The organism is Nocardia sp. NBC_00881, assembly GCF_045207455.1.
Classification (GTDB): Bacteria; Actinomycetota; Actinomycetes; order Mycobacteriales; family Mycobacteriaceae; genus Nocardia.
In genome coordinates this window covers 4,582,684-4,608,133 of sequence record NZ_CP108798.1, presented here as the reverse complement: position 1 = coordinate 4,608,133, position 25,450 = coordinate 4,582,684, and the positions used below count along the sequence as shown (strand labels likewise).

24 protein-coding genes are annotated in these 25,450 nt (G+C 67.8%); 10 read left to right on the top strand and 14 right to left on the bottom strand.

The annotated features are described in order from the left end of the window. Positions 1-76: 76 nt before the first annotated feature. Both OH799_RS19300 and OH799_RS19295 read left to right on the top strand, forming a co-directional pair. Positions 77-646, top strand: coding sequence for an LGFP repeat-containing protein (locus tag OH799_RS19300; RefSeq protein ID WP_406265885.1), 570 nt, complete (start codon positions 77-79; stop codon positions 644-646). A gap of 100 nt (positions 647-746) precedes the next feature. Next, entirely contained in the window at positions 747-1,604 is an 858-nt protein-coding gene (locus OH799_RS19295; RefSeq protein ID WP_406265882.1) for an acyl-ACP desaturase, read from the top strand. 273 nt (positions 1,605-1,877) lie between these two features. On the opposite strand, the gene OH799_RS19290 is transcribed toward OH799_RS19295, so the two are convergent. After that, positions 1,878-3,281, bottom strand: coding sequence for a class II fumarate hydratase (locus tag OH799_RS19290; protein WP_406265879.1), 1,404 nt, complete (start codon positions 3,279-3,281; stop codon positions 1,878-1,880). A 212-nt stretch (positions 3,282-3,493) separates the two neighbouring features. Here OH799_RS19290 and OH799_RS19285 point away from each other — a divergent pair, with 212 nt between their 5' ends. Beyond that, positions 3,494-3,841, top strand: a complete 348-nt coding sequence (locus OH799_RS19285; RefSeq protein ID WP_406265876.1) for a hypothetical protein — start codon at positions 3,494-3,496, stop codon at positions 3,839-3,841. Between the two features lie 104 nt (positions 3,842-3,945). On the opposite strand, the gene glpX is transcribed toward OH799_RS19285, so the two are convergent. Beyond that, on the bottom strand, positions 3,946-4,989 hold the full coding sequence (gene glpX / locus OH799_RS19280) for a class II fructose-bisphosphatase (protein ID WP_357265347.1): 1,044 nt from the start codon (positions 4,987-4,989) through the stop codon (positions 3,946-3,948). 127 nt (positions 4,990-5,116) lie between these two features. On the opposite strand from glpX, the gene OH799_RS19275 reads away from it, so the two are divergent. Beyond that, on the top strand, positions 5,117-5,683 hold the full coding sequence (locus OH799_RS19275) for a DUF4245 domain-containing protein (RefSeq protein ID WP_406265873.1): 567 nt from the start codon (positions 5,117-5,119) through the stop codon (positions 5,681-5,683). A 421-nt stretch (positions 5,684-6,104) separates the two neighbouring features. Next, complete coding sequence (locus OH799_RS19270; protein ID WP_406265871.1) at positions 6,105-6,602, top strand: GNAT family N-acetyltransferase; 498 nt, start codon at positions 6,105-6,107, stop codon at positions 6,600-6,602. 23 nt (positions 6,603-6,625) lie between these two features. On the opposite strand, the gene OH799_RS19265 is transcribed toward OH799_RS19270, so the two are convergent. The 4 genes from OH799_RS19265 to OH799_RS19250 all read right to left on the bottom strand — a co-directional run bounded on the left by OH799_RS19265 (position 6,626) and on the right by OH799_RS19250 (position 9,440). Further along, positions 6,626-6,970 carry a VOC family protein gene (locus OH799_RS19265; RefSeq protein WP_406265868.1) on the bottom strand — a complete coding sequence of 115 codons (345 nt, stop codon included), beginning with the start codon at positions 6,968-6,970 and terminating at the stop codon, positions 6,626-6,628. After that, positions 6,967-7,242: an exodeoxyribonuclease VII small subunit gene (locus tag OH799_RS19260; RefSeq protein ID WP_406265865.1), complete on the bottom strand. Its 276-nt coding sequence runs from the start codon at positions 7,240-7,242 to the stop codon at positions 6,967-6,969. Before OH799_RS19260 ends, OH799_RS19265 begins: the two co-directional genes overlap by 4 nt. A gap of 2 nt (positions 7,243-7,244) precedes the next feature. Further along, positions 7,245-8,546, bottom strand: a complete 1,302-nt coding sequence (gene xseA, locus OH799_RS19255) for an exodeoxyribonuclease VII large subunit (protein ID WP_406265862.1) — start codon at positions 8,544-8,546, stop codon at positions 7,245-7,247. Positions 8,547-8,768: 222 nt separating this feature from the next. Further along, on the bottom strand, positions 8,769-9,440 hold the full coding sequence (locus OH799_RS19250; protein ID WP_406265858.1) for a lipid droplet-associated protein: 672 nt from the start codon (positions 9,438-9,440) through the stop codon (positions 8,769-8,771). Between the two features lie 298 nt (positions 9,441-9,738). On the opposite strand from OH799_RS19250, the gene OH799_RS19245 reads away from it, so the two are divergent. Then, complete coding sequence (locus OH799_RS19245; protein WP_406265855.1) at positions 9,739-10,749, top strand: 4-hydroxy-3-methylbut-2-enyl diphosphate reductase; 1,011 nt, start codon at positions 9,739-9,741, stop codon at positions 10,747-10,749. Positions 10,750-10,859: 110 nt separating this feature from the next. Here the strand turns inward: OH799_RS19245 and OH799_RS19240 are convergent, their stop codons facing one another. Together OH799_RS19240 and OH799_RS19235 are read right to left on the bottom strand one after the other, a co-directional pair. Next, complete coding sequence (locus tag OH799_RS19240; protein ID WP_406265852.1) at positions 10,860-11,711, bottom strand: DUF6542 domain-containing protein; 852 nt, start codon at positions 11,709-11,711, stop codon at positions 10,860-10,862. A 57-nt stretch (positions 11,712-11,768) separates the two neighbouring features. Beyond that, positions 11,769-11,897, bottom strand: coding sequence for a hypothetical protein (locus tag OH799_RS19235; protein WP_406265849.1), 129 nt, complete (start codon positions 11,895-11,897; stop codon positions 11,769-11,771). A 707-nt stretch (positions 11,898-12,604) separates the two neighbouring features. On the opposite strand from OH799_RS19235, the gene OH799_RS19230 reads away from it, so the two are divergent. After that, complete coding sequence (locus tag OH799_RS19230; RefSeq protein WP_406265846.1) at positions 12,605-13,783, top strand: exonuclease SbcCD subunit D; 1,179 nt, start codon at positions 12,605-12,607, stop codon at positions 13,781-13,783. Between the two features lie 37 nt (positions 13,784-13,820). After that, on the top strand, positions 13,821-17,159 hold the full coding sequence (locus OH799_RS19225) for an AAA family ATPase (protein WP_406265844.1): 3,339 nt from the start codon (positions 13,821-13,823) through the stop codon (positions 17,157-17,159). On the opposite strand, the gene OH799_RS19220 is transcribed toward OH799_RS19225, so the two are convergent. The 6 genes from OH799_RS19220 to OH799_RS19195 form a co-directional block, all read right to left on the bottom strand. Next, positions 17,106-17,597, bottom strand: a complete 492-nt coding sequence (locus OH799_RS19220) for a type II toxin-antitoxin system VapC family toxin (protein ID WP_406265841.1) — start codon at positions 17,595-17,597, stop codon at positions 17,106-17,108. The two genes, OH799_RS19225 and OH799_RS19220, sit on opposite strands and share 54 nt — an antisense overlap. Continuing rightward, positions 17,594-17,914: a type II toxin-antitoxin system Phd/YefM family antitoxin gene (locus OH799_RS19215; RefSeq protein WP_406265839.1), complete on the bottom strand. Its 321-nt coding sequence runs from the start codon at positions 17,912-17,914 to the stop codon at positions 17,594-17,596. Before OH799_RS19215 ends, OH799_RS19220 begins: the two co-directional genes overlap by 4 nt. Before the next feature lie 157 nt (positions 17,915-18,071). Beyond that, positions 18,072-18,614, bottom strand: a complete 543-nt coding sequence (locus OH799_RS19210; RefSeq protein ID WP_406265836.1) for a methylated-DNA--[protein]-cysteine S-methyltransferase — start codon at positions 18,612-18,614, stop codon at positions 18,072-18,074. Then, complete coding sequence (locus tag OH799_RS19205; RefSeq protein ID WP_406265833.1) at positions 18,611-20,287, bottom strand: DNA-3-methyladenine glycosylase 2 family protein; 1,677 nt, start codon at positions 20,285-20,287, stop codon at positions 18,611-18,613. Before OH799_RS19205 ends, OH799_RS19210 begins: the two co-directional genes overlap by 4 nt. Before the next feature lie 129 nt (positions 20,288-20,416). Then, the gene (locus OH799_RS19200; RefSeq protein WP_406282283.1) at positions 20,417-20,620 is read right to left on the bottom strand and encodes a YbdD/YjiX family protein; all 204 of its coding nucleotides are present in this window, start codon (positions 20,618-20,620) and stop codon (positions 20,417-20,419) included. 53 nt (positions 20,621-20,673) lie between these two features. After that, the gene (locus tag OH799_RS19195; RefSeq protein WP_406265830.1) at positions 20,674-22,932 is read right to left on the bottom strand and encodes a carbon starvation CstA family protein; all 2,259 of its coding nucleotides are present in this window, start codon (positions 22,930-22,932) and stop codon (positions 20,674-20,676) included. 199 nt (positions 22,933-23,131) lie between these two features. Here OH799_RS19195 and OH799_RS19190 point away from each other — a divergent pair, with 199 nt between their 5' ends. Then, on the top strand, positions 23,132-24,448 hold the full coding sequence (locus tag OH799_RS19190) for an ABC transporter substrate-binding protein (protein ID WP_406265827.1): 1,317 nt from the start codon (positions 23,132-23,134) through the stop codon (positions 24,446-24,448). A 68-nt stretch (positions 24,449-24,516) separates the two neighbouring features. Further along, positions 24,517-25,392 carry a carbohydrate ABC transporter permease gene (locus tag OH799_RS19185; RefSeq protein ID WP_406282280.1) on the top strand — a complete coding sequence of 292 codons (876 nt, stop codon included), beginning with the start codon at positions 24,517-24,519 and terminating at the stop codon, positions 25,390-25,392. The last annotated feature ends 58 nt before the right edge of the window (positions 25,393-25,450 follow it).

Below are 25,450 nucleotides of genomic sequence, written 5' to 3'. Positions count from 1 at the left end.
CCGAACATCGGCCTGGGTCGCGCGGAGCGCCACGGATTACGTGGCACTCCGCGCGGCCGATTTCGAGAGGATGGAAATGCACCACTTCGCTCGACGAACGGCTGGTTTCACCGCATTGATCGCCGCGGCCGGTTTCGTCGCCGTCGGCTGTGGCGACGACAACGACAAGGACGGCAGCGCCGCCTCGATCACCTCTATCGCCCCGGGCGTACTGACGACTTCGGTCGCCGCGACCCACACCGCGACCCACACCGGCGAGGCCACTCCGCACGGCGCCGCAGAGGAAACCAGGATTCCGGCACAAGGTGGCGAGCCCGTCACCGTCTCCGGCGACATCTATGAGAAGTACCTGGCGAGCGGCGGCCCCACCGGCCCGCTGGGCCCGCCGTTGGAAGCCAAAGCGGACGGACCCGACGACGGCGAGTTCCAGGACTTCGTCGGCGGCACGATCTACGAGCCGAAGGACGGCGAACCGCAGATCGTGTGGGGTGAGATCCGCGCAGCATGGGAAGCAAACGGCGGCGCCAACGGCAAGTTCGGCTACCCGATCAGCGACGAGAAAACCATCCCAGGCGGCAAACAGAGCGATTTCAGTGGCGGAACCATCACCTGGGTAGACGGTAATATCACCGTCACGCCGAAGTGATTCGGTTTCCGGCGTCCGCGGCCGCCCGACGGCCCCGGAACGCCTGTCCGGTCCCATTCCCAGATCCCCGCTTCGCGGGCCCAGCCGCTAGGTTGTCTTGGTGCAAACTCTCTTGACCGATCGCGAACTGCTCGAATCACTCGCGGTGGACGTAGAACTGAATCTGCGCAAGCACGTCGATGTCGCCGACGGCTGGCAGCCGCACGATTTCGTGCCGTGGAACGACGGGCGCAACTTCGCCTTCCTCGGCGGCGTCGATTGGGAACCGGAACAATCCGAGCTCAGCGACGTCACGAAGTTGGCGTTGACCGTCTCCGTGCTGATCGCCGACAATCTGCCCTCGTATCACCGGGAGGTCGGCAAGTACCTGCGGACCGGCGCCTGGTGGCGCTGGGTCGGTCGCTGGACGGCCGAGGAGAACCGGCACGAGATCATGATCCGCAACTACCTCATGGTCACCAGGTCGGTCGACCCGGTCCAACTGGAGCGGCTGCGGATGGACCACATGACCAAGGGCTTCCGCCGCCCGGCGATGCACCTGCTCGACGTGCTGGCCACCTGTGCGTTCGAGGAGGCGGCCAGCGCGATCCGGCATCGCAATATCGCGGCACTCGGCGACAACCCGATGGTCACCGCCATCGCCGAGCGCATCGCGTTGGACGACGAACTGCAGTCGGTCTTCTTCGCGGACCTGGTCGCGGCCGGCCTCGATCTGGCGCCGGACCAGACCATGCGCGCCATCGCCGACCGGGTCGCGGATTTCCACGTCCCCACGGTGACGCTGGCGGATGGTCGCACAAGCGACGAGGTCCTCGCCGAGGCCGGTATCTACGACCCCGCCAAGGAAGGCGAACTGGTCTTCGCTCCGCTCTTGAAGCGCTGGACTGTGTTCAGCCGCACCGACTTCGGCCCCGAAGGGGAAAAGGCGCGCGACGAACTCGCGCATCTGCGCAGCTGATCAGGCCACGAACATTTCGACAGTGCCTTTCCGTAGGTGAATCCCGGCGAAGCCTTCCTGTAGCGGAAGGTTCGCCGGGATTTCTGTCGGAGTGGGTCGAGCGTTCGGTGTTTCGGCACCCTCGTGCCTGTGGTCGGCGACAACGGTTGCTACGGCTGTAACACCTTCGGATTCCACATGGACTAACTGAGTATCCGCTTCATGCGGAAGCCAAAAGGGACGAATGCCACGTTGGAGCAGACGAGGGTGTCCAACGTGGCGTTTGTGCGCGGATTACTCCCCGTCTTTCACCTTCGCCATGGAGAGCACGTCGAGGCGACGGTCGAGTTCCTCCTCCGTCAGCTTCTCGTCGAGCAGGCCGCGATCGATGACGGTCTGGCGGATGGTCTTCCTCTGCTTCAGTGCTTCCTTGGCGACCGCGGCCGCCTCCTCATAGCCGATCGCCGAGTTCAGTGGTGTGACGATCGAGGGCGAGGACTCGGCAAGGGTGCGCAGGTGCTCGACGTTGGCGACCAGGCCGCGCACGCACTTGTCGGCGAACAGCCGAGACACGTTGGCCAGCAGTCGAATCGACTCCAGCAGGTTGCGCGCCATCACGGGGATGTAGACGTTCAGCTCGAAGGCGCCGTTCGCGCCGCCGAAGGCGACTGCCGCGTCGTTGCCGATCACCTGTGCGGCAACCTGGGTAACCGCCTCGGGCAGAACGGGATTCACTTTGCCTGGCATGATCGAGCTGCCCGGCTGCAGGTCGGGCAGCTGAAGTTCGGCCAGTCCGGTCAGCGGGCCCGAGCCCATCCACCGGATGTCGTTGGCGATCTTGGTGAGGCTGACCGCGATCGTGCGGAGCGCGCCGGACGCCTCGACCAGACCGTCCCGTGCGGCCTGCGCCTCGAAGTGGTCCTCGGCCTCGCGCAGCGCGTCGATGTCGGTGGCGAGCACCAGTTCCGCGACGACCTTCGCGCCGAAGCCCTCCGGTGCGTTCAAGCCGGTGCCGACCGCGGTACCGCCGATCGGCAGCTCGCCCAGCCGCGGCAGCGTCGCCATGATGCGATCGATACTCGCCGCGATCTGCCGGGTGTAGCCGCCGAACTCCTGACCGAGAGTCACCGGCACCGCGTCCATCAAGTGGGTGCGTCCGGACTTCACCACGGTCCGCCACTCGGTGGCCTTGTCCAGCAGCGCGAGCCGCAGGTGCTCGAGCGCCGGGACAAGCTCGGTGATGACTCCTTCGGTGGCGGCGAGATGTGTTGCGGTGGGGAAGGTGTCGTTGGACGACTGCGACATGTTGACGTCGTCGTTCGGGTGCACGGTGACGCCGTTCGCCTTGGCGAGCGAGGCGATCACCTCGTTGGCGTTCATATTCGAGCTGGTGCCCGAACCGGTTTGGAAGACATCGATCGGGAACTGGTCGTCGTGCTTACCCTCCGCGATCTCGTTCGCCGCGGCGATGATGGCGTCGGCCTTCGCGGGATCGAGCAGACCCAGGTCGCGGTTCACCGTGGCACACGCGGCCTTCAGCAGGCCGAGCGCGCGGATCTGCGCCCGCTCCAGGCCGCGTCCGCTGATCGGGAAATTCTCCACGGCCCGCTGGGTCTGCGCCCGCCACAAAGCGTCCACCGGAACTCGAACTTCGCCCATGGTGTCGTGCTCGATGCGGTACTGCGTCTCCTCGGTCATAAGGTGAGTCTATGTTTTGCCAGCGCCTTCGGCGCTGGGTGCTGTGCTTGTCGGCCGCGCGGCCGCGGCGGCCGGTCGGACATGAGCCGGGCCGCGAGCGGGGAATGCTTGGTCTCGCTGCGCTCGGAAGCGGGCGTGGGACCGACGCGGTGGCATCAGGATGGGAGCCGTGGCGAGTTTCGGGCTTCCGCTGCTGCCGTAGCCTCTGCGCCATGCACAACACGTTGACGGAACATGCCCGCTGCCTCTACGGCGACGAGTATTGCCCGGCAACGAAGTGCGAGCAGGAACACCGGGAAAGCTGGTTCGTCGAGGAGCTGACCTTCGCCGACGCGGACGAGATTCTCGCGATGTTCCATGAGCTGTCCCCGCATGTGGTCGACGGGTTCCTGCCGGTCTGGATCCGGAACCTGGCCTACCGACTGGCCGTGCTCCAACGGCCCGACGACCCAGCTCTGATGCGTGAAGCGGCAGACAGTCTGTATCTGCACGGACCCGACTGGGACGAGATAGCCGCAGATCTCCGGCGCCGGGCCGATCATCTGGACATCCTCGACTGAACCACCCTGCAAGTGCGGCTTCGCGTACCCGATCGGCCCCGCTCCCGCCGCCGAGCGAAGCGAGACCGAGCATCCGCGAACACGCCGCGCCCGCGCGGCCGAAATTACGGCAGCGGAGGTACCGCGTCCTCGTCACCGATGAAGTCGACCGACGAGTACTCGTGCAGCTTGGTCAGGCGGTGGTAGGCATCGATCATGCGGACCGTGCCGGACTTGGAGCGCATGACGATCGACTGGGTCGACGCGCCGCCTCCGTAGTAGCGCACTCCGCGCAGCAGATCGCCGTCGGTGACGCCGGTGGCGCAGAAGAAGACGTTGTCACCGGAGACCAGATCTTCGGTGCTGAGCACGCGGTCGAGGTCGTGTCCGGCGTCGATGGCCTTCTGTCGTTCCTCGTCGTCCTTGGGGGCAAGCATGCCCTGTAGTTCGCCACCCATACAGCGCATCGCGGCGGCGGCGATGATGCCCTCTGGCGTGCCGCCGGTGCCGACCAGGATGTCGGTGCCGGAGTCCGGGCGGGCCGCGGCGATCGCGCCCGCGACGTCGCCGTCGGAGATCAGGCGGATGCGGGCGCCCGCGTCACGCACCTGCTGGATCAGTTCGGCGTGCCGGGGACGGTCCAGGATGCAGACGGTCAGGTCGGATTTCAAGGAGTTCTTGGCCTTGGCGACTCGCCTGATGTTCTCGCGGATCGGGACCGAGATATCGACCACGTGGGCGGCGTCCGGGCCGACGGCGATCTTGCGCATGTAGAACACCGCCGAAGGGTCGAACATCGCGCCGCGCTCGGCGACCGCGAGCACGGCAATCGCGCCGGGCGAGCCCTTGGACATCAGTGTGGTGCCGTCGATCGGGTCCACTGCGAAGTCCACTTCGGGGCCGGTGCCGTCGCCGACGGCCTCGCCGTTGTAGAGCATGGGCGCTTCGTCCTTCTCGCCCTCACCGATGACGACGACGCCGCGCATGGACACCGAGCTGACCAGCTGCCGCATGGCATCGACGGCGGCGCCGTCGCCCCCCTCTTTGTCGCCGCGTCCGACCCAGCGGCCCGCGGCCATCGCTCCGGCTTCGGTCACACGGACCAGTTCGAGCGCGAGGTTGCGGTCGGGCGCCTCGCGGCGGCTCGGTTTCGGGGAAGATGCCGTCATTGCGAGGTGCCTCCTGTGCGTCGGTACGTACCGGTCAATTGTCTCATTCGATGTGGCACGGTCGTGCACCTGTTCCATGGATCGGGGTGCGCGGGGAAGTGCCGCCCGACGAGTGGATACTGGGAGCGTGTCGTACCAAAAGCCACGCATTCTGAACGACTACCGGGATCTGTTCTGGTCGCTGATCCCGTTGGTGTTGATCGCCGTGGTTTTCGCGGGTCTTGCCAGTCAATGCAGTTTCGCCGCCAACGGGCCGACACAGGGGCAGATTCCGCATTTCGATGCGCAGGCCGCTCTCACCGCGGACGCGCGCTCGCTGCCGTTCCCGATCCGCAATCCGGACCTGCCCGCCGACTGGACGCCGAACTCCGGCAGCCGCGAATCCATCGGCAGTACCGGCGGCGGACCGGTCAGCACCATCGGCTACATCACACCGCAGGGCACCTATATGAGGTTCAGTCAGAGCAACGCGACCGAGGAGGCGCTGGCGAGGTTTGTGCTCGGGTCCCGATACGCGAGCGGCACCGAGCAGATCGGCGAGCAGAAGTGGATCGTGTACGCCGAGCAGGGCTCGGAGACCGCGTGGATCGCGGATCTCGGTCAGTCCAGGGTGCTGATCACCGGCGCGGGCAACCATTCGGCGTTCGCGACGCTCGCCCAAGCGATCGCCGGCGCCACACCGCTGACGCGCTGATCAACTGGGCGCGACCCAGGTCAACCCCAGCGACCTGCGCCGCATCGCCGAACCGTTTGTCGTAGGTCATGACGGCGGTCAGATCATCGGCCAGTTCCAACGCGGTGGCCAGATGAAGTGCATCGAGACTTCGCACGGCGGCACAGCATCAGTAGCGCTCGTCGTCGCGCAATGCCTGCAACGCCGCGCTCGCCTGGCTGTCGGCGCGGGTCGACCTGCCGCCGATGACCGCGCCTTGCCTTCTCTCGCCTCCGCCGTTAGCGTTGCGGCAGGTGCGAGACACGTGCCGAACCGAAGTCGGAGGTCGATGAATATGGCTGCCCTCAGCCGTTTTTCGCATGCCTTCCTCCGGTTCGCGCACGTCTGATTCCGCAGACGCTTCGACGCGAACCGGGTCTTCTTCGATGACCAGGAGTGTCACGTGTCTTTTTCTCTTTCCACCGAGCTGACCACCGAGCGTCTCGTGCTGCGGTCGTGGACCTCAGACGAGGCGGCTGCCGTACTCGGTGACCGACGCGGCGCCGTGTGGGCCGCCGACTTCCCTGCCGAGGGAGATCGGGTCATCGCGGGACTGCTCACCAAACATCCGGACTGGCTCGGTCCATTCGGGCATCGATTGATCATCGAGCGCGTGAGCGGATTCGTCGTCGGGTCGATCGGGTTGTTCTGGCCTGCGACCGACGGGCAACTGGAGATCGGGTACGGCATCGTCGCATCGCGCCGGGGTCGTGGTTACGCCACCGAGGCGACCAGGGCACTTGCCGCCCACGCACTGACCGCGCCCGAGGTCCACACGGTCTCCGCCGAGGTGGAGTTGGCCAACCCACCCTCGGTTCGTGTGCTGGAGAAAGCTGGGTTCGTGCGGCTGAGCGTGCAGGACGGCATCGCACGGTACTGCGCCGCGGCGACACGCCGATAGTGGTGGCCTGGCGGCGCCGTCGGTCAGCGGTGGCTCACCACGTTGACGATGGCTCCGCTGGGGTCGCGGACGAAGAAGCGGCGTACGCCCCATGGCTCGTCGCGTAGGGGGTAGACGATGTCGGCGCCCGCGGCGGTCATCGCCTCGTGCACGGCGTCGACGTCGTCGACCTCCACGCTCATGGTCGGCTGGAGCTGCTCCGCGTCCGGACCCATCAGCAGGACCTGGGCAGTCGGGTTGGACGGCGACACCATCGTCACGACCCAGCCCAGGTCCATCGCTTCGTGGAAGCCCAGCAGTCGGTAGAAGTCGAGGCTGGCTTCCATGTCGGTGGCGCGGACGTCCGGGGTGGCGCGGCGGATGCTCATTGCCGCTCCTCCAGGTCGGTGCGGTGCAGCGCGTCCTCCACTCGCTTGCGAGCGCCGGCCAGGTGTTCTTCGCAGCGGTGGGCCAGCGCCTCGCCGCGTTCCCACAGAGCGAGGGACTCATCCAGGTCGAGGCCGCCCTGTTCGAGGATCTTCACGACGTTGACCAGTTCGTCGCGGGCGCGTTCGTAGCCGAAGCCCGCGACCTCGGCCTGCTCGGCGGCCGGGTCTGCTCCTTTTCCGTTCCCACCCGTGGACTTGCCGGGATCGGCCAAGGTCAGTTCCTCCCTGTGTCGGTGTGCTCGGCGCCGAGGGCCTGGGTACCGAGCGCGGCGGCCGTGACGGCGCCGTCGGCGACCCTGATGCGCAACTGGCTGCCCGCGGGCGTGTCCTCGATCGTGCGCACCACATGCCGCTCCGGACCGGTGACGCGTTGTACGACAGCGTAGCCACGGGCCAGTGTCGCGGCCGGGCCCACGGCGGTGAGTTTCTCGCGCAAATGCCTGGCGGCCGTGGATTCGGTGCGGATGAGTTGCTCGGTGCAGCGGCGCGCCGCCGTTCGCAGGCGCTCGACCTCCTGGTGGCGGAGGTCGAGTTCGCGCAGTGGGTCGGCCAGCACCGGCCGGGATCGCAGCTGGGCCAGCGCCTCGGTCTCGCGGTCGACCCACCCGCGCAGCGCGGCGGCGGTGCGAGCACGCAGCTCACGGACGCCGGCCAACTCGGCGGCGGCGTCGGGGACGACGCGCTTGGCGGCATCGGTCGGAGTGGCCGCGCGGAGATCGGCCACGAAGTCGCTGAGCGGGTTGTCGGGTTCGTGGCCGATCGCGCTCACAACAGGGGTGGTCGCGGCCACGATGGCGCGGCACAGCGCCTCGTCGGAGAACGGCAGCAGGTCCTCGACGCTGCCGCCGCCACGCGCGAGCACGATTACGTCGACGGCCGGATCGCGATCCAGCTCGGCCAGTGCGGCGAGCATCTGCGGTACCGCGGTCGGACCTTGCACCGCGGTATTGCGAATCTCGAAACGCACTGCGGGCCAACGATTTCGCGCGACAGTCAGGACGTCGCGCTCGGCGGCGCTCGCGCGCCCTGTGATCAGGCCGATCGTCGCGGGCAGGAACGGAATCGGACGCTTGAGCCGGGGATCGAACAGACCCTCGGCGGCCAGCAGCGCCTTGAGCCGCTCGACGCGGGCCAGCAACTCGCCGATGCCGATGGGGCGAATCTCGATTATGCGCAACGAGATCGTGCCGCGACCGGTGAAGAACGAGAGCTTGCCGTAGACCACCACCCTGCTGCCCTCCTGCAGCGGGACCGCGGAATTGCGGAGGAGATCCGGGTCGCACGTCACGGAAAGAGACATGTCGGCAGACGGGTCGCGCAGCACCAAGAACGCGGTGCGCGTGCCGGGGCGCATATTGATCTGGGTGATCTGCCCCTCGACCCAGATGCTGCCGAGCCGGTCGATCCATTGGGCAACCTTGATGGCCACCGAACGCACCGGCCACGGTTGTTCGGCGGAATTGGCCCGCGTCCCTGCCCCAGTCTGTGGGCCGTCCTGGGCCGTCCGGTCAGGCATACGCGGAATCTGTCATAGGGAGCCGTCCTGATATGAAGAACCGTCCTGTAGTCATGCGGTCAGGCGTACACGCATGTCATGGGGAGCCGTCCTGTTTCGAGTGGTCGGGTATACGCGAAGGGGCAGGCATACACGCATGTCATGCGGTCAGGGGGCATACGCCGAGGAGACTGCCCGGAGCTTATCTCGGCCAACACGGTGGAGGAGGGTGTTTCGGTTCGGTCACTGGGCCTGCACAGTGGCGATTCGATTCGTCAGCATGGTCACGAATGGCGCCCTGGCGCCAGTGCGCTGTTCGTACTCCAGCAACGCGGTGAGGTCCTCGACCGTCAGCATGCGCAGGCGGGCGCGCAGCTGGGCCAGCGTCATCGTGGCGTAGCCGTAGCGGATGGCGACATCCGGCTCGACGACCCCGGCAGCGGCGGGGGCGGTTTCCGGCTCAGCGGTTTCCGGCTCGGAGGTTTCCGGCTCGGCGGTCTCTGGCTCGAAGATCGACGCCGAGGAGGTGTGTCCGTTGGTCTCGGTGGCACGGGAGACGGTTTCCGCGGGGAACGGTTCGGGTGCGCCGAATGGGGACGGCGCGGGCTCGTCGGCGGCGTACAGGTCGAAACGGCTGGTGCGAGTGGGCCCTGGGTTCGGGTCATCGGTGAGGTCCTCATCGAAAGTGGCCCACTCCGGCTGCTCCACCGGGTTGTTGGACAACCGGTCGAAAACCGCGTCGCCCTTCAGCGCCAGGCTGGTCACGAACTGCTGGACGTGCATCGTCGTCTGCAGCATCTGACTGATGGCCGTGATCGGGAAATTCATTGCCGCCGTGGGTAGCCTGCGGGATTCCTCGAGGGCGTATACGGCGGCACCGGCGGCGACCCGGGCCAGAAACGGTGGTCGGAACATGGTTCTAGCCTGCCCGAAATGGTGTGTTATTCAAAGGATGGGGCGCGCGCGGTTCGCGTATTCGTCTATCCAGGCGCGACGGATCGGCCGGCATTGCGAGATGTGGCCTGCGGAGGCGGAGAACGAACGTCGATCCCGGCACGAGTCGCCATCGGGTCCTGCGCCGCCGGACTTCGCTCGCGACCGCCTTCCGCCCCATTTCGCAGCCCTTGACCGGTCGATACCGCACGACGAGCGGTGATTGTGACGGACAACTCCCGGACGTGGCGGGGATGGGGCCCGCACGTATCCTGTGGGCATGTCCTCGGCCATTTCCTTGAACGTCGGAATCGCCCGCTCGGCAGGCGCCGGAAACGCCGATGCCGACGGCGGTAAGCGAGTGCTGCTCGCCGAGCCACGCGGGTACTGCGCCGGTGTCGATCGTGCGGTCGAAACCGTCGAAAAGACGCTGGAGAAGCATGGCGCGCCGATCTATGTGCGCAAGGAGATCGTGCACAACCGGCACGTGGTGGAAACGCTGCGCGAGCGCGGCGTCGTCTTCGTCGACGAGACCGACGAGGTGCCCGAGGGTGCGGTGGTCGTGTTTTCCGCGCACGGTGTCTCGCCCGCGGTGCACGAATCCGCCGCCGCGCGCAATCTGCACACCATCGACGCGACCTGCCCGCTGGTGACGAAGGTGCACCAGGAGGCGAAGCGGTTCGCCCGCGACGACTACGACATCCTGCTGATCGGCCACGAGGGCCATGAGGAGGTCGAGGGCACCGCCGGTGAGGCACCCGACCATGTGCAGCTGGTCGATGGCCCCGACGCGGTCGACAGGGTCAGTGTGCGCGACGAGTCGAAAGTGATCTGGCTCTCGCAGACCACCCTGAGCGTGGACGAGACGATGGAGACGGTGCAGCGGCTGCGCGACCGGTTCCCCGGCCTGCAAGACCCGCCGAGCGACGACATCTGCTACGCCACGCAGAACCGCCAGGTCGCGGTGAAGGCGATGGCGCCGGAATGCGATCTCGTGATCGTGGTCGGCTCCCGCAACTCCTCGAACTCGGTGCGCTTGGTCGAGGTCGCGCTCGGTGCCGGCGCCAAGGCGGCCCACCTGGTGGACTTCGCCCGCGAGGTCGACCAGGCCTGGCTCGACGGCGTGCGCACGATCGGCATCACCTCCGGCGCGTCGGTCCCGGAAATCCTGGTCCGCGGCGTCCTGGACATGCTGGCCGAGCACGGTTACAGCGATGTTCAGCCGGTCACCACCGCGAACGAGACCCTGGTCTTCGCGCTGCCCCGAGAATTGCGCACCGCGCGCCGCTGAGCGAATCGCATCCGGCGACGCCGCGGAAGGGATCCGATGACGAGCTTCACGAGCGGCTGAGGCAGCGGGCTGAGAGTTTTTCCCCAGACGCGACGACGAGGCAGCTGCCGCTATAGGTTTTCCGGTCTGCGCCGCTCGGTGCGGCTCGAATCGCGTTCGCGGTAGCGGACATTGGGCTGGGGATGCGGGGGCACATCGCGGCGGCGGCCCGCGGCCCGCGGCGGTTCGCCCTCCGCGCGGGGCATGGCCGCCGTCGGGCGGGAGATGCCGCGGGCGGGGGTTCGGCCCTCCCGTGGACGGGACGGCGCGACCCGGGGCGGGGCGTCGGCGACCTGTGTTGCGGGGCGGCGGGCCGGGCGGGGAGCTTCCTCGTCCAAGCCGGGCGCGTCGGCATCATCTTTCGGGCGGCGTGTCCTGCGGCGTTCCGCGAGCGAGCCGGAGGGGCGGCCGGGCCGTGGCCGCTTGGCCGCGGGCCTGCCCCGGCTCTCGCCACGACGCGACGCCGGTGACCGGGCCTCCGCCTCCTCGCGGCGGTGCATCATGATTCGGCCGCCGCTGATCAGCAGAACGATGACGGTGGCCAGCACCATGGTCGGAAACCGGTTCACCAGTGGAATCGCAAGGTTCAGCAAGATGTCCTTCAGGGAGGTCGAGCCTCGCCCGGAGAGTTGCTGGTAGGCCAGCGGCACCGCGACGAACAGCAGCAGCGGCGGCAACACCATCGTGCTGAACAACCCGCGGTAGCGCACGGCAGCGACGGCGGCCACACACCCGACGATGTACAGCGCGGTGAACGAGCCGGTCAATTCGCCGCCGTCGCCGCCGGCATCGATCAGAAATCCCACAAACGTGCAGGCAACCGCGATCAGGACCACCGCGCCGACCGGGAGGCCCGGCACCGACGGCAGGATCGAACGTTGCGGCGCGGGCACCCGGGATCGCACACGTTGGGAAGCAGCCACGATATGCACACTAACCGCCGCAGTGATCAGCGGCGTGACGGCAGGGCCGTTGCCCGGCTACTCGTCGGTGTCGGCGAAGCCCACCGGACGTGGCCAGGAACCCGCCCGTGGGATCGTGGGCACCTTCTGTCCAGCTATTTTCAGGTCGTGCAGTGTGCGTACGGTGACCATAACCCGCGACTCCACGGGAGCGACGATGTCGTTGAAAGCACGCCATGCCCAGCTGCGCGCCGACCCGGCCCAGGCGCCTGCCGGTCATGCCGTTCATTGGCAGAGCTCGCGGCCCAGGTGCCGCATCGTCTTCATGCCCGTGAAGAACATTCCTGACGCCAGCCGAACACGACCGTGCGCAGCAACGCGATCGGGGTGGGGCGAGGATCACGTTCCGGCCGAACAGATACTCCAGCAACCCCGAGTCGGTGGTCAGCGCCGCATCCAGGAAACGGATCGCCGGCACGAACGGCACGAACTCCGGCGCCGGATCGAAAACTGCCCAGTACGCCTTCTCGGCCAGCGATGTGCGCCCAATATGTTGGGACGTGCCTGGTGAGCAGCTCCCCCGCGGGTCCGGGGTCGTCGGGTCGCGCTGGCGTCCAGATAGGCGGCTGCCTCGAGCCTTCGCTCGGCCCGGTGCATAAGCGGTTGCCTCGCTGTTGTTCGGCCCGGTGCATAAGCGGCTGCCTCGAGCCTTCGCTCGGCTCGGTGCGTAAGCGGTTGCCTCGCTGTTGTTCGGCCCGGCGCATAGGCGGCTGCCTCGAGCCTTCGCTCGGCTCGGCGCATGTCGAACTCGCTGGCCTGGACACGCCATAACACGCCGTGCGGCGGCACGGCAAATCCGCTGAGGCGGCGCGGCAATTGGAGTCTGTCGGTGGGTTGGCCTACGGTTTCGCGGCATGCGGATGCTGCACACCTCGGACTGGCATATCGGGCGCACGTTCCACGGCGTGGATCTGCTTGCCGACCAGGCCCGTTCACTGGCCGCGATCGCGGAGCTGGTGGTCGAGGAGTCGGTCGAGGTCGTCGTGCTGCCGGGGGACGTGTATGACCGGTCCATCCCCAGCGCCGACGCGATCGCGGTGTGCAACCGGGGATTCGAGGCCATCCGCGCGGCCGGGGCACATATCGTCGCGACGTCGGGCAACCACGATTCGCCCGCGCGGCTCGGGGCGGGCGCGAGTTTCGCCGCGGCGGGTGGGCTGCATCTGCGCACCACCGTTGCCGATGCCGACCGACCGGTTCTGCTCGAGGACGAGCACGGACCGGTGGCGTTCTATGGCATCCCCTACCTGGAGCCGGAGATTACCCGCACCGAACTCGATGTGCCGCAGGCGCATTCGCATGCCGAGGTCCTCTACGCCGCGATGGGCCGGATCCGCGCGGACATCGCCGGCCGCGACAACGTGCGGACGGTCGTGCTTGCGCACGCCTTCGTCGTCGGCGGGGAGGCCACGGGATCGGAACGGTCGATCTCGGTGGGCGGAGTCGAAACGGTGCCGCTGACCGCCTTCGAGGGCATCGACTACGTGGCGCTGGGCCACCTGCATTCGCCGCAGGCGCTGTCGGAGTCGGTGCGCTACTCAGGCTCGCCGCTGCCGTATTCCTTCGCGGAGAACTCGCATAGCAAGGCGGTGTGGATCGCCGAACTGGACAAGACCGGATTGCACTCGGTCCGGCGCCGGGATCTGCCGGTGGTACGTGGACTGAGCAAAATCACCGGCACCCTCGACGAGTTGCTGACCGACGCGGACTACACCACTGCCGAGCAGCACTACGTCTCGGCGGTGCTCACCGACATCGCCCGTCCCGTCGACGCCATGCGCAAGCTGCGGGAACGATTCCCGTTCGCGGTACACGTGGAATGGATGCGGCCCGATGGCAACCCGGAATTGCGCTACCGTGAGCGGGTGCACGGCCGCCGCGACACCGAAGTCGCCCACAGCTTCCTCACAGACGTCCGCGGCGCCCCGAGCGGTGGCGAAATGGCATGGCTGGAACGCGCGCTCTCCGCCGCCGTCGCGGAACGGGAGCCGGAAGCGGCAGTCGCCGCCACGAGCGGGGAATTGTCCGCATGACCGTGCCGTATCCGGGTATCGGCATGGGCGCGGCGGCATGAGGCTGCACAAGCTGGAGATGACCGCTTTCGGCCCGTTCGCCGAGGCCACGGTCGTCGACTTCGACGTGCTCGGCGCCGACGGGCTGTTTTTGCTACACGGCCAGACCGGCGCGGGCAAAACGACCGTGCTGGACGCGATCGCCTTCGCGCTCTACGGCCGAGTTCCGGGTGCGCGCGGCGAGAGCAAGCGGCTGCACTCCGATCACGCGCCGGAGCAGACGCCGCCGCAGGTCGTGCTCGAGGCGACACTTGGCGGGCGGCGGCTGCGCGTGACCCGCATCCCCGAATTCGAGCGGCCCAAACGGCGCGGCACCGGCATGCGCACCGAACCCCCCAAGGCGACGCTGACCTGGTTGGACGGCCGCGGCGAAAACCTCTCCCGAATCGGCGATATCGGTGACGAAATCCTTCGCCTGCTCGGCATGAGCGCCGACCAGTTCTTCCAGGTGGTGTTGCTGCCACAGGGCGATTTCGCCCGATTTCTGCGGGCGGAGAACGAAGACCGGGAGAAGCTGCTCGAAAAGCTCTTCGACACCCGGCGTTTCGGTACCGCCGAGCAGTGGCTGGCGGATAAACGCCGTGCCGCGGAAGTCGAATTGGAATCGCGTAAGCAGGGTATCGATCGGCTGATCACCCAGATCGGTATGGCGGCCGGGGCCGCAGTGGCGGAGTCGGTCGACACGCTGGAAGCCGTCGGGTGGTCGCAGGATCTGCTGTCCACCGCGCGCGCCGATCTGACCACGTCCGCCAGGGAAACCGAACACTGCCACCAGGATTCGGCACGGACGCGCGCGAGAGCCGAGGAACAGCGCCGGCTGCACGAGCTGCACCGCCGCATGGCCGCGGCCCGTCGGCAGCTCGACGACTACGCTGCGAGAGCCGACCAGCGCGCCGCCTTGCGAACAGAACTCGAGCTCGCGCGCCGCGCCGAACCGGTCGCCGCCGCGATCGGCGATGCGCGCTCGTCGGTGCTGGCGTTGCGCCGCAAGGATGGCGAAAACCGCAGCGCAGCAGAGAAATTGGCGGTCCGACTGCTCGAGCCGGCGGGCGGCGATCTCGGTGGCACCGAGCTGGTCCGATTCGCAGGTACCGCGAGCGAGGGTGCGCCGGAGGTACGGGAGGACGCCGACCTCGACGTGGCCATCCGGCGTTGGAGCGGGCAGATCGGCGCGTTGGACGAAGTGCGCACCGATGCCGCGACCGCCACCCGTCTCAGTGGCGAGCTGAACGCGCTGCGCGACGAGGACGCGGCGCTGGCCACGAGGATCACGAAGCTCACCGAGCTGCGCGACGTGCTTCCGGCCGCGCTCGCCACCGCCGAGGACAGGCTGCGCGAGGCGGCCGAAGCGGTCGCGGCGCTGCCGGGGTTCACCGCGGAAACCGAACGACTGCAGACCGCCGCGACGGCCGCCGTCGAACTGGCCACTCGCCGAACGGCACTCGACCACGCCAGGGTCGAGTTGGAGACCGCCCGCACGGCCCACCTCGATGCCAAGGAGCTTGTGCTCGACCTGCGCGAGCGCAGGCTGACCGGCATGGCCGCCGAACTTGCCGGCGAGTTGGTCGACGGCCGACCGTGCGCGGTCTGCGGGTCAGCCGACCATCCCGTGCCGGCCCAGCCCACCGGCACCGCGGTGTCCAAGCCCGAAGAGGACGCCGCCGTGGCGGCCGAGCGCTCGGCGGAAGACACCCGAGACCGGGTGCTTGCCCACATCACCGGGCTCGAACGGGAAATCGAAGCGCTCATCGCGCGCGGCGGCGACACCGACCGCGTCGAGCTCGCCGCCGCGCTGCGCGCCGCCACCGACCGCTACGAGGACACCGCCGAGCTGGCGGCGCGCACCGACGACCGCGCTGCCGAACTGGCGAGGCTGCGCGGCGAAGAAGCTCGCCTGCACAACGAGCTGCGCGAGGCCACCGCCCGCCGCAGCGCCGTCGCCGCCACCATCGCCTCCGCCGACGTGCGCCTCGCCGAACTCATCGACCGCCTGCGCACAGCGGCGGGCTCCGACGAGACCATCGACCGCCGTCGTGCCAGGTTCAGTGCCCTCGTCGCGGACGCCACCGCTCTGCGCGATGCCCGGGTAGCGGCGGCGGCGGCCCGTGATCAGGTGTCGATTATCGCCAACCGGGTCGAGAATCTTGCCTGCGCAGCAGGTTTCGTACCAGAAGTGCCGATCGGTGATCTGGGGCCCGGCAGCGGCGGCTGCGCGGCAGCGGCACATCGTTCGGCCGCCGCGGACGCGACGGCGGGCAATGTGCTCCGGTCCGGCGAAGCCTTTGCCTTGTCCGCGGAATCGTCCGCCGCTGACAGCGATGCCGCGGCGGCCGACGTCGGCACTGCTTCCGCCGCCGACGGCGCTGCCGCGCCCGACGCCGCTGCTGACGCCGAAGTCGACTCGGTACGCGATACCCGCGAGGTTTCGGTCCGCGCCGCGACCAGTGCTCCGCGCAATGACGTCGCGGTGCTGACCGCCTACGCGAAGGTGGTCACCGCTGCCTCCCGTACCCCAGAGCGGCAGGCCGAGCTCGAGGCGGAACTCGTGGCAGCCGACCGTGCCCGTGCCCATGCGGAAGCGGTTCTGGCGGAGCCGGAGATCGAGGCGGCGGCGGCGCTGGAGCCTGGCGACCTTGCTGAACTCGACGCACAGGTCGCTGCCGCGCAGGACAGGTTGAACGCCGCGGTCGCTACCCACGCCGAAGCGAGCAAGCGGGTGAGCCTGCTCGAGGATCTCGGCGGCCAGCTCTGGGCCGCCGTCGACCGAATCGCCCCTGCACAGCAGGCCTATGCGGAACTGGCCGGTCTCGCGGAGGTCGTCGCAGGGCGGGGCGAGAACAATCGGCGCATGTCGCTGCGCTCCTATGTCCTTGCCGCCCGCCTGGAAGAGGTGGCGCAGGCCGGGTCGCTGCGGCTGCGCAGAATGTCCGGTGGCCGCTATGAATTCGTCCACTCCGACAAAGCGGGGCCGCGCGGTCGTCGAGGCGGGCTCGGGCTCGACATCCGCGACGACTACACCGGCGTCGTCCGACCGGCCAAGACACTCTCCGGCGGTGAAACATTCATGGCCTCGCTGTCGTTGGCGCTCGGCCTGGCCGACACCGTCGCGGCCGAATCCGGCGGCCTCGTACTGGACACCCTCTTCATCGACGAGGGGTTCGGCGGTCTCGACGCGGACACCCTCGATGCCGTGATGGGTGTGCTCGACGAACTCCGTGCCGGTGGGCGGGTAGTCGGTGTGGTCAGCCACGTGGACGAGATGCGCCAGCGCATCCCCAGCCGCCTACACGTCCTGCGCGGCCGCACCGGCTCCCACCTGGAAGCTACCGTTACCTGACGAGCGAGCGGCTTGTCGGCGATCGTCCGGATGGGTCACTGCGGATATGGTGACGAGATTCTCCAGGCCCGCGAAATCCTTCGGGTTGACAGTGAAAAGAGGCAGACGATTGGTCGATGCGATCGCCGCGATCAGCAGATCAATGCGGCGAGGCTTGGGACTACGCCCGGCGGCCAGCACGGCAGCGACAATGTGCCCGTAGCGGCGTGCGGCCCAGGTATCAAAGGGGAGCGGCTCGAACAGCGCCTCGGCGTTCTGCAGCCGTTCGATGCGTCGGGCACGTTCCCCGGAATCATCGGTGTAGTGCGGTCCTGCCGCGAGTTCGGCCATCGTCACCGAGCTGATCAGTATCTCGGGAGGCAGTTCGCCCGAGTCGAGATCATCGAGAAGAATCACGACATTGGTGTCGACCAAGCCGCGCTCCGGGGAGAGCGTCACTCGCCGTCCTCCACCGCGAATTCGCCTCGGCGGTGCGCGCGATCGTAAGGATCGTAGAGCGCATCATCGACGTACCGGTCGGCATCGTCGCGGCAAGTCTTCCCAACGGACGACAATCCGGCGAAGGCGGCGAATACTTCGTCGCGTGGCACTGCTGTCCGCCGCCTCGCATTACGGTGCGGAATCAGATCCGCGATCGGCGTTCCGTCGACGGTAATGGTGTACGAGCGCCCGGCCCCGACCTCGCGCAGCACGCGGCTCGCGTGATTGCGGAGTTCGCGTTGCGGGATCTCGGGGAGTTCGGCAGGAGCGGTCATGTTTCCAGGCTAGCCACAGGGCGAGGGCTGGGCTACGCAATTACTACGGACTGCTACAGGCGTCGTAGCATGCTTGGCTGCCCGGCGGCCGAACATTCGATCTTCGTGCGGATCGGTGGCGCCCGACAGTGGATGCGCACTGGCGGATCGTGCATCCTCACGCCTCGTGGCTCAGCAGCCAGCGCTTCACGTCGAGGCCCCAGCGGAACCCGCCGAGTGCTCCGCCGATGCGGAGGACCCGGTGGCAGGGCACGAACAGCGCGGCGGCATTGCGGGCACACGCATTGGCCGCCGCGCGGGTGGCCTCGGGGCGGCCGGCGCGGGCGGCGAATTCGGTGTAGGTGAGCGGGCTACCCGGCTGGGCCGTGCGCAGCACGGCCCAGGCGTGCACCAGGAACTGTCCGGATTGCTGGCGAACGGGAATCGAATCGATCGCTGTGAGGTCGCCTTCGTGGTATGCGGTGACCGCGCTGGTCACCTCGCCCAGTGACTCCCGTTGCCGCAGCGCGGCCGGGCGCAGCGTGGGATGGACCAGGCCGCGTAGGTTCTCCGCGTCGGCGGTCCATCCGGAGGCGAGAACGGCTCCGTCCGCATCCACGAGTGTGGTGAACGGTCCGATCGGGGTGGCGACGACGGCGAAGTCGGCGGTGCGGTTGCGCGTTTCGTCAATGCTGGAGCGAATTGTGGTGGGGGCGTTCATGTTTCGACACTGCCTTTCGTCGTGGCGCGCGGGGAAGTTCTCGGTTGTGTGGCCCGTTCCGCCAACGCTGCCTTCCATAGGTGCATTGATAGATACGACCTCCACGGCGCCCAGCGTGCGGTGTCCTTCAGGTCGATGCCGAGCAGGTTCGCGCCCTGGCGGACAACCAGGTCGGTGCCGAGGAGGACGTCCGGCTCGGCGAGCAGGCGCATGGTCACATAGTCGGCCGTCCACGGCCCCACGCCATCCAGCGCGAGCAGTTCGCGGCGCAGATCGACGGCGGTGCGACCTTGGTGCAGCACCAGTTCACCCGAGGCGAGCGCCTCCGCCGCGGCGACGATCGACCGGACCCGCCGCGCAGGACCGGTCAACACCTCGGCGCCGCGTTCGGCGATCACATCCGGGGCTGGGAACAGCAGGGGGAGCGGCCCGTCCACTCGCTCGCCGAGCGTTTCCACCAGCCGGGCGGTGTGCGTGGCGGCAGCGGACACCGAGATCTGCTGTCCGATCATGGTGCGGAGCAACAGCTCGGCTGCGTCGAGGCAGCCGGGCACCCGAATGCCCGGCGTGAACGAGGGCCGCCGCGTGCCGGAACGGCTGACCTCGGGCATCGCCTCGGCATCCGGTGGCGAACCCGCACCCGCGTCCGGCAGCTGCTCGGTGTGGTTGTCCGACAGCCGTTGGGCAGACGGCCCGGGCTGAGCGGGCCCGACGCCGAGCGCCTCGTCGATGCCGATCGGATCGGCGTCCAGATCCAGCAGATGCCGCAACCGCGCCACCGTCGGTGCCAGGTCGCGCATGTCATGCAGGGACAACTCTGCACGCACGTGGTCGCGCTGGAAGCTCAGCCGTGTTGTGGCGTGCCCGTGCGGGGTGCGCAGGTTTCTGGTGTAGGCGCGGTTCTCCCACAGCTCCACACCGGGGGCGGCGTGCGCCGAGAAGAACCACTCCAGCCAGGCGCGGTCCAGCGGCTCCCGGTAGGGCAGCCGCAGGGTGAGCGATCCGTTGGTGGCGGGCGCCTGGCGTGCCGCGGACCCGTTTCTCGCGCGTTGAGCCTCGGTCCGCATAGTGGTCGGGCTGACCGCGAACACCTCGCGCACCGTGTCGTTGAACTGGCGGATGGAGGCGAACCCGGCAGCGAACGCGATGTCCGACATGGGCATCGCCGTGGTCTGGATCAGCAGCCGCGCGGTGTGCGCACGGTGCGCACGGGCCAGCGCCAACGGTCCGGCGCCCAACTCGGTGGTCAGCACGCGGGTGAGCTGCCGCTGCGAATAGCCCAGCGTGGCGGCCAGCGCGGGCACCCCGCCGCGTTCGATGACGCCGTCGCCGATCAACCGCATCGCCCGCGCGGCCAGATCCGCCCTGGTGTTCCACAACGGCGAGCCGGGCGCTGCGTCCGGCAGACAGCGGCGGCAAGCGCGGTAGCCCGCCTGCTGCGCCGCGGCGGCGGTCGGCAGGAACGACACGTTGGCGCGCTTCGGCGTAATAGCCGGACACGAAGGACGGCAATAGATTCCGGTGGTGCGCACCGCGGTGAAGAATTGCCCGTCGAAGCGGGAGTCTCTGGTCGACACCGCCCGATAGCAGCGCTCGAAATCCAATGCCGTGATCGTCACGCCAACCACAATGTCAGCTACGGCCGACCTGTGCTCGCGGAAATCGGCCACCATCCCGCGCTGAGGTCCGTGCTTCGCACGACCGCCGTGACATCGCACAACGATCAAGCGGCCAAGTGCTGTGTGAACTACCAACTCGACATGCGGCGGCGCGCACTGAAAAATCAGTGCCCTCGGTCGGACTCAGCAGCAGCGATTGGTGGGATTGTTGTCCGCGTCGGCATGGCGCTGCCGCCAGTACTCCCGTTCGGTCGGAATCTCGCAACCTGGATGATTGCGCCGCAGATGATCGACATACCGCTGGTAATCCTGCCCGCCCAGGATCGAGTTGAACCACCAGACGCCGGCGCGAGCGCCGCCGACGCAGGCATGTGCCGCGGCGCGCAGCCGCGTGCCGGCCGGTCGCGTGGACCGGCCGGCACGCGGCGACATGGCGCCGCTCATCGCGCGTGCGCGTGCGCCGCGCCGGGCGCGCGAACCTTTCCGGCCGCGATCAGCTCGTCCCACTGCTTCTGGACTTCCTTCTCCGCCGAGGTGGCGACGAAACCGCTGGGCGCGAAGATCTTCGACGGCTCCTCCGGAGTTTCGGTGGTCGTGGTCCGGCCGGAGCGCCAGGCGCGGAACGCCACCACCGCGCCGACGACCGCGACGATCAGCACCAGCGCCGCGAACAGAACCGACAGCGTGCCTTGGATGAAGGTGTTGCGCACGATCGCGTTCATATCGTCCTGGGTCTTCGCCGTCAGGCACAACTTCCCGGCGTCCTGCGCCGTCTGGCAGATGCTGTGCTGCTTCCAGTATCCGAGTTTCGGATCGTCGGAGAAAATCTTCTGCCAGGACGCGCTCATGGTCACCGCGAGGTCCCAGACCAGCGGAATGGCCGGAATCCATGCCCACTTGGCCAGGCCCTTCTTTACCACGATCACCAGAACCACGGTCAGCGCCATCGCCGCGAGCAGCTGGTTGGCGATGCCGAACAGTGGGAACAGCGTGTTGATGCCGCCCAGCGGGTCGGTGACGCCCATCAGCAGGATCGAACCCCACGCCGCGACCACGACGGCCGAGCACAGCCACGCGCCGACCCGCCAGGACGGGTCACGGAACTTCTTCGCCGCACCGCCGAAGTTGCCCAGCGCGTCCGACAGCATGAAGCGGGCGACGCGAGTTCCCGCGTCGATCGTGGTGAGGATGAACAGCGCCTCGAACATGATCGCGAAGTGGTACCAGAACGACTTCATGCTCGTGCCACCGAGGAACTGGTGAAACACCTCGGAGATGCCGATGGCCAGCGTCGGCGCGCCGCCCGTGCGGGAGATGATGCTTGTCTCGCCGACATCGCTCGCGGCTTGGCTCAGTTCGGCCGGTGTCGCGGGTGGACCGCTCAGCCCCAGGCTGTTGGTGTAGGCCGCGGCCTTCTCCGCCGTGCCGCCGGTGAGTCCGAGCGGTGCGTTCATCGCGAAATACAGGTGCTGGTCGATGATCGAGGCGGTGATGATGGCCATGACCGCGACGAACGACTCCATCAGCATGCCGCCGTAGCCGATCATCTTCGCGTGCGATTCCTTCTCCAGCAGCTTCGGCGTGGTGCCGGAGGAGACCAGCGCGTGGAAACCGCTCAGCGCGCCGCAGGCGATGGTGATGAACAGGAACGGGAACAGTGAGCCCGCGAAGGCGGGGCCGGTGCCGGATGCCGCGAAATCCGAGACGGCGGGCGCCTTCAGCACCGGAAGCGTGACCAGGATGCCGACCGCGAGCAGGATAATGGTGCCGACCTTCATAAAGGTGGACAGATAGTCACGCGGCGCGAGCAGCAGCCACACCGGAAGCACCGAGGCGACGAAGCCGTAGGCGATCAGCAGCCAGGAGATGGTGACCGGCGAGAGCGTGAACCAGTCGGTGCCCCAGTCCGTTTCCGACACCCAGCCACCGCCGAGGATGGCCAGGATCAGCAGTGCGAACCCGATGGCGGAAACTTCGCCGACCTTGCCCGGTCGCAGGAATCGTAGGTACACACCCATGAACAGCGCGATCGGAATGGTCATGCCGATCGAAAAGACGCCCCACGGGCTGTGGGCGAGCGCGTTGACCACTACCAGCGCGAGCACCGCGAGCAGGATCATCATGATCACGAGTACGCCGACGATGGCCGACCAGCCGCCGATCACGCCGAGTTCGTCGCGGGCCATCTGCCCGAGGCTGCGTCCGCGCCGCTTCATCGAGACCCACAGCACCAAGTAGTCCTGCACCGCACCGGCCAGCACAACGCCGACCACGATCCAGATCGTGCCTGGCAGGTAGCCCATCTGCGCGGCGAGGACCGGGCCGACCAGCGGGCCTGCGCCCGCGATGGCGGCGAAATGGTGCCCGTAGAGCACCCGCCGGTCCATCGGCATGTAATCCTTGCCGTTCTCCAGGATCTCGGCGGGCGTGGCCAGGTCGTCACGCGGTTTGGTGATCTTGCGTTCGATGAACCTGGCGTAGAACCGGTACGCGATGATGTAGGTGCTGACCGCGGCGATCACGATCCACACGGCGTTGACCGATTCGCCACGCGAGATGGCAAGCACCGCCCATGCGATGGCGCCGAGTACGGCGATCCCGGCGAAGATCGCTTTCTTGGCCGGAGTGATCGGTGACTTGTCGACCACGCCGACAGGCGGCAGATCGGGATCGGTCCGCAGATATTCGATTGTCGCCATCTATTTACTCTCCTGTAAAACGCGCAGGACCCTGCCGAAACATGTGACAACGTATCCGATCGGTGTCCCCCGTGTGCCGATTCCGCATCCGGGCTGACCGTCGTGAAATATTGTTCATGTGTCGGCCGTCACGCTGATGTAGCCGAAAGTATGCTGCCATGCGGTTCGAGAAGCTCCACATCCGCCCCCGAGGAGGGTTGTGTCGCGTCCTACCCCCGCTGCCCCGGTCCGTCGTCGGACGCTGCTCGGGTCGGCGCTGGCCGCGCCGCTGGCCGCCGGCGCCGGGTGCGGATCTCCCGACGACGCGCTGACTTTTTTCTTCCAGGCCAGGCCGGAGGAGGCGCGGGTGCGGCTGAAGATCATCGACGAGTTCCGGAAACGGCACCCGGACATCAGGATTCGCACCATCATGTCCGGCCCGGACCCGCTGCAGCAGATGCTCACCTACTGCGCGGGCGGTAAGTGCCCGGACGTGATGATGGCCTGGGAACTGCTGTATTCCGGCTTGGCCGAGCGTGGCGTACTGCTGGATCTGAACACGCTGCTCGACCGCGATCCGGCCTACGCCGCCGCGCTGCGGGCCGACAGCTATCCGGCGCTGTACGACACCTTCACCTACGCGGGTGGTCAGTACGCCTTGCCCGAACAATGGTCAGGGGTGTTCCTCTATTACAACCGCGAGCTGTTCGCCGACGCGGGGCTCACCCCGCCCGCCCGCTGGCGCGATGCCTGGCCGTTCGACGAATTCCTCGCTGCCGCCCGCGCGTTGACCAGTCACGAGTCCTCCGGGCGGACCAGGTGGGGCTTCGCCGACGCCTGGGTGCCGTACTTCTCGGCGGCCTGCTTCGGCAGGAACAACGGTGCCGAGTGGTTCACGCCGCCGGTGCGTCCGACCAGGACGAACCTCGGTGATCCCAAGTTCGCTGAAGGGTTCCAGTTCTACGCCGATCTCGCGGTGCGCCACCGCGTAGCACCGAAAGTGGCGGATACGCAGTCGGTTTCGGCGCCGGACCTGTTCCGGCGCGGCCGGGCGGCCATGGTTATGGGTGGGCACTGGCTGTACTCCGAATTCGCCGGGCACGACGATCTCGCCATCGACGTCACGGTGCTGCCGGTCGGCCCGCACGGCGGCCCCGGCGCGATCACCGATGTCGGCAGCACGGGCTTGTCCATCGCGGCGGACAGCCCGCATATCGAACAGGCTTGGGAGTTCGTCAAATTCGCGACCGGACCGGTGGGGCAGGCGATTATCGCTGCGTCCGGCCTGTTCGTGCCGGTGCTGAGATCCGCCATGGGCGCGCCGGGTTTCGCCGCCGCACATCGCGAGATCCGCAACCTCGAGGTGTTCACCGATGGCCCGGCCAACTCCCGCCCGCTGCCGGTGACTCCTGCGTGGGGCAAGGTCTCCGCGCTGCTGGAGCGCGGCTCCAACCGGGTCCTGCGCGGCGCCGCCACTGCAGCCTCCCTGAACGGCAGCTTCGCCTCCGACGTCGACGCGCTCCTGGCTGTGCCATGAAGAGAGCACAGTGGTCGCAAACCGTCGGCAAAGTCCTCCGCCAGGCCCCGGCCGGCGCGCCCTCCCATTTGGCCAGGCGGCGGGAACGGGCAGGTTGGGCATTTATCGCGCCCAATATGGGCGCCGTCGCCGTTTTCTTGTTGTTACCGTTGGTTTTCTCGCTCTATCTGAGTTTTCATTCGTGGGACTTGTTCAGCCCCATGCGGTTTGTCGGTGTGGACAACTATCACCGGTTGTTCGGTTCGGACCCGTTGTTTCTCATCGCGTTGCGCAACACGGCCGTTTTCACCGTGCTGACGTTGGTGCCCACCGTGGCGATCGGCCTCGGGGTCGCCACGGTTCTGAATCGGAAGTTGCGCGGTATCGGAATATTTCGGACGATCGCGTTCCTGCCGTTGGTCGCCTCCACCGTCGCGATGGCGGTGGTGTGGCGGTTCATCTTCACCGAGGACGGGCTGCTGAACCTCGCGCTCGGCTGGGTCGGGATCGACGCGGTGCCGTGGCTGATCGATCCGGACTGGGCGCTGGTCTCGCTCAGCCTGGTCACCGTGTGGAAGAGTGTCCCGTTCGCGACGGTCATCCTGCTCGCCGCCATGCAGGGCGTGCCCGAGACGCTCTACGAGGCGGCGCAAATCGACGGCGCCGGAACGCTGCGCCGGTTCACCTCGATCACCCTGCCGCTGATCCGAGGGCCGCTGTCGTTCGTCTTCATCATCACGATCATCAACTCGGTGCAGGCATTCGACCAGGCCTACGCACTGACCGGCGGTAACGGCGGGCCGGAGACGGGCACCTACCTGCTCGGGATCATGTTGTTCCAGAACGCGTTCGGCTTCTATGAGGTCGGCTACGCGTCCGCGCTGGCCTGGGTGATTTTCGCGATCCTCTTCCTGCTGACGCTGCTGCAGCTGCGGATGGCCCGGCGGGCGGAGGTCGAACAATGAACGCCTGCGAGGCGGTGCGGCGCTCGCTGCCGGTCCGGCGCGATAGCGCGCTTCTCGT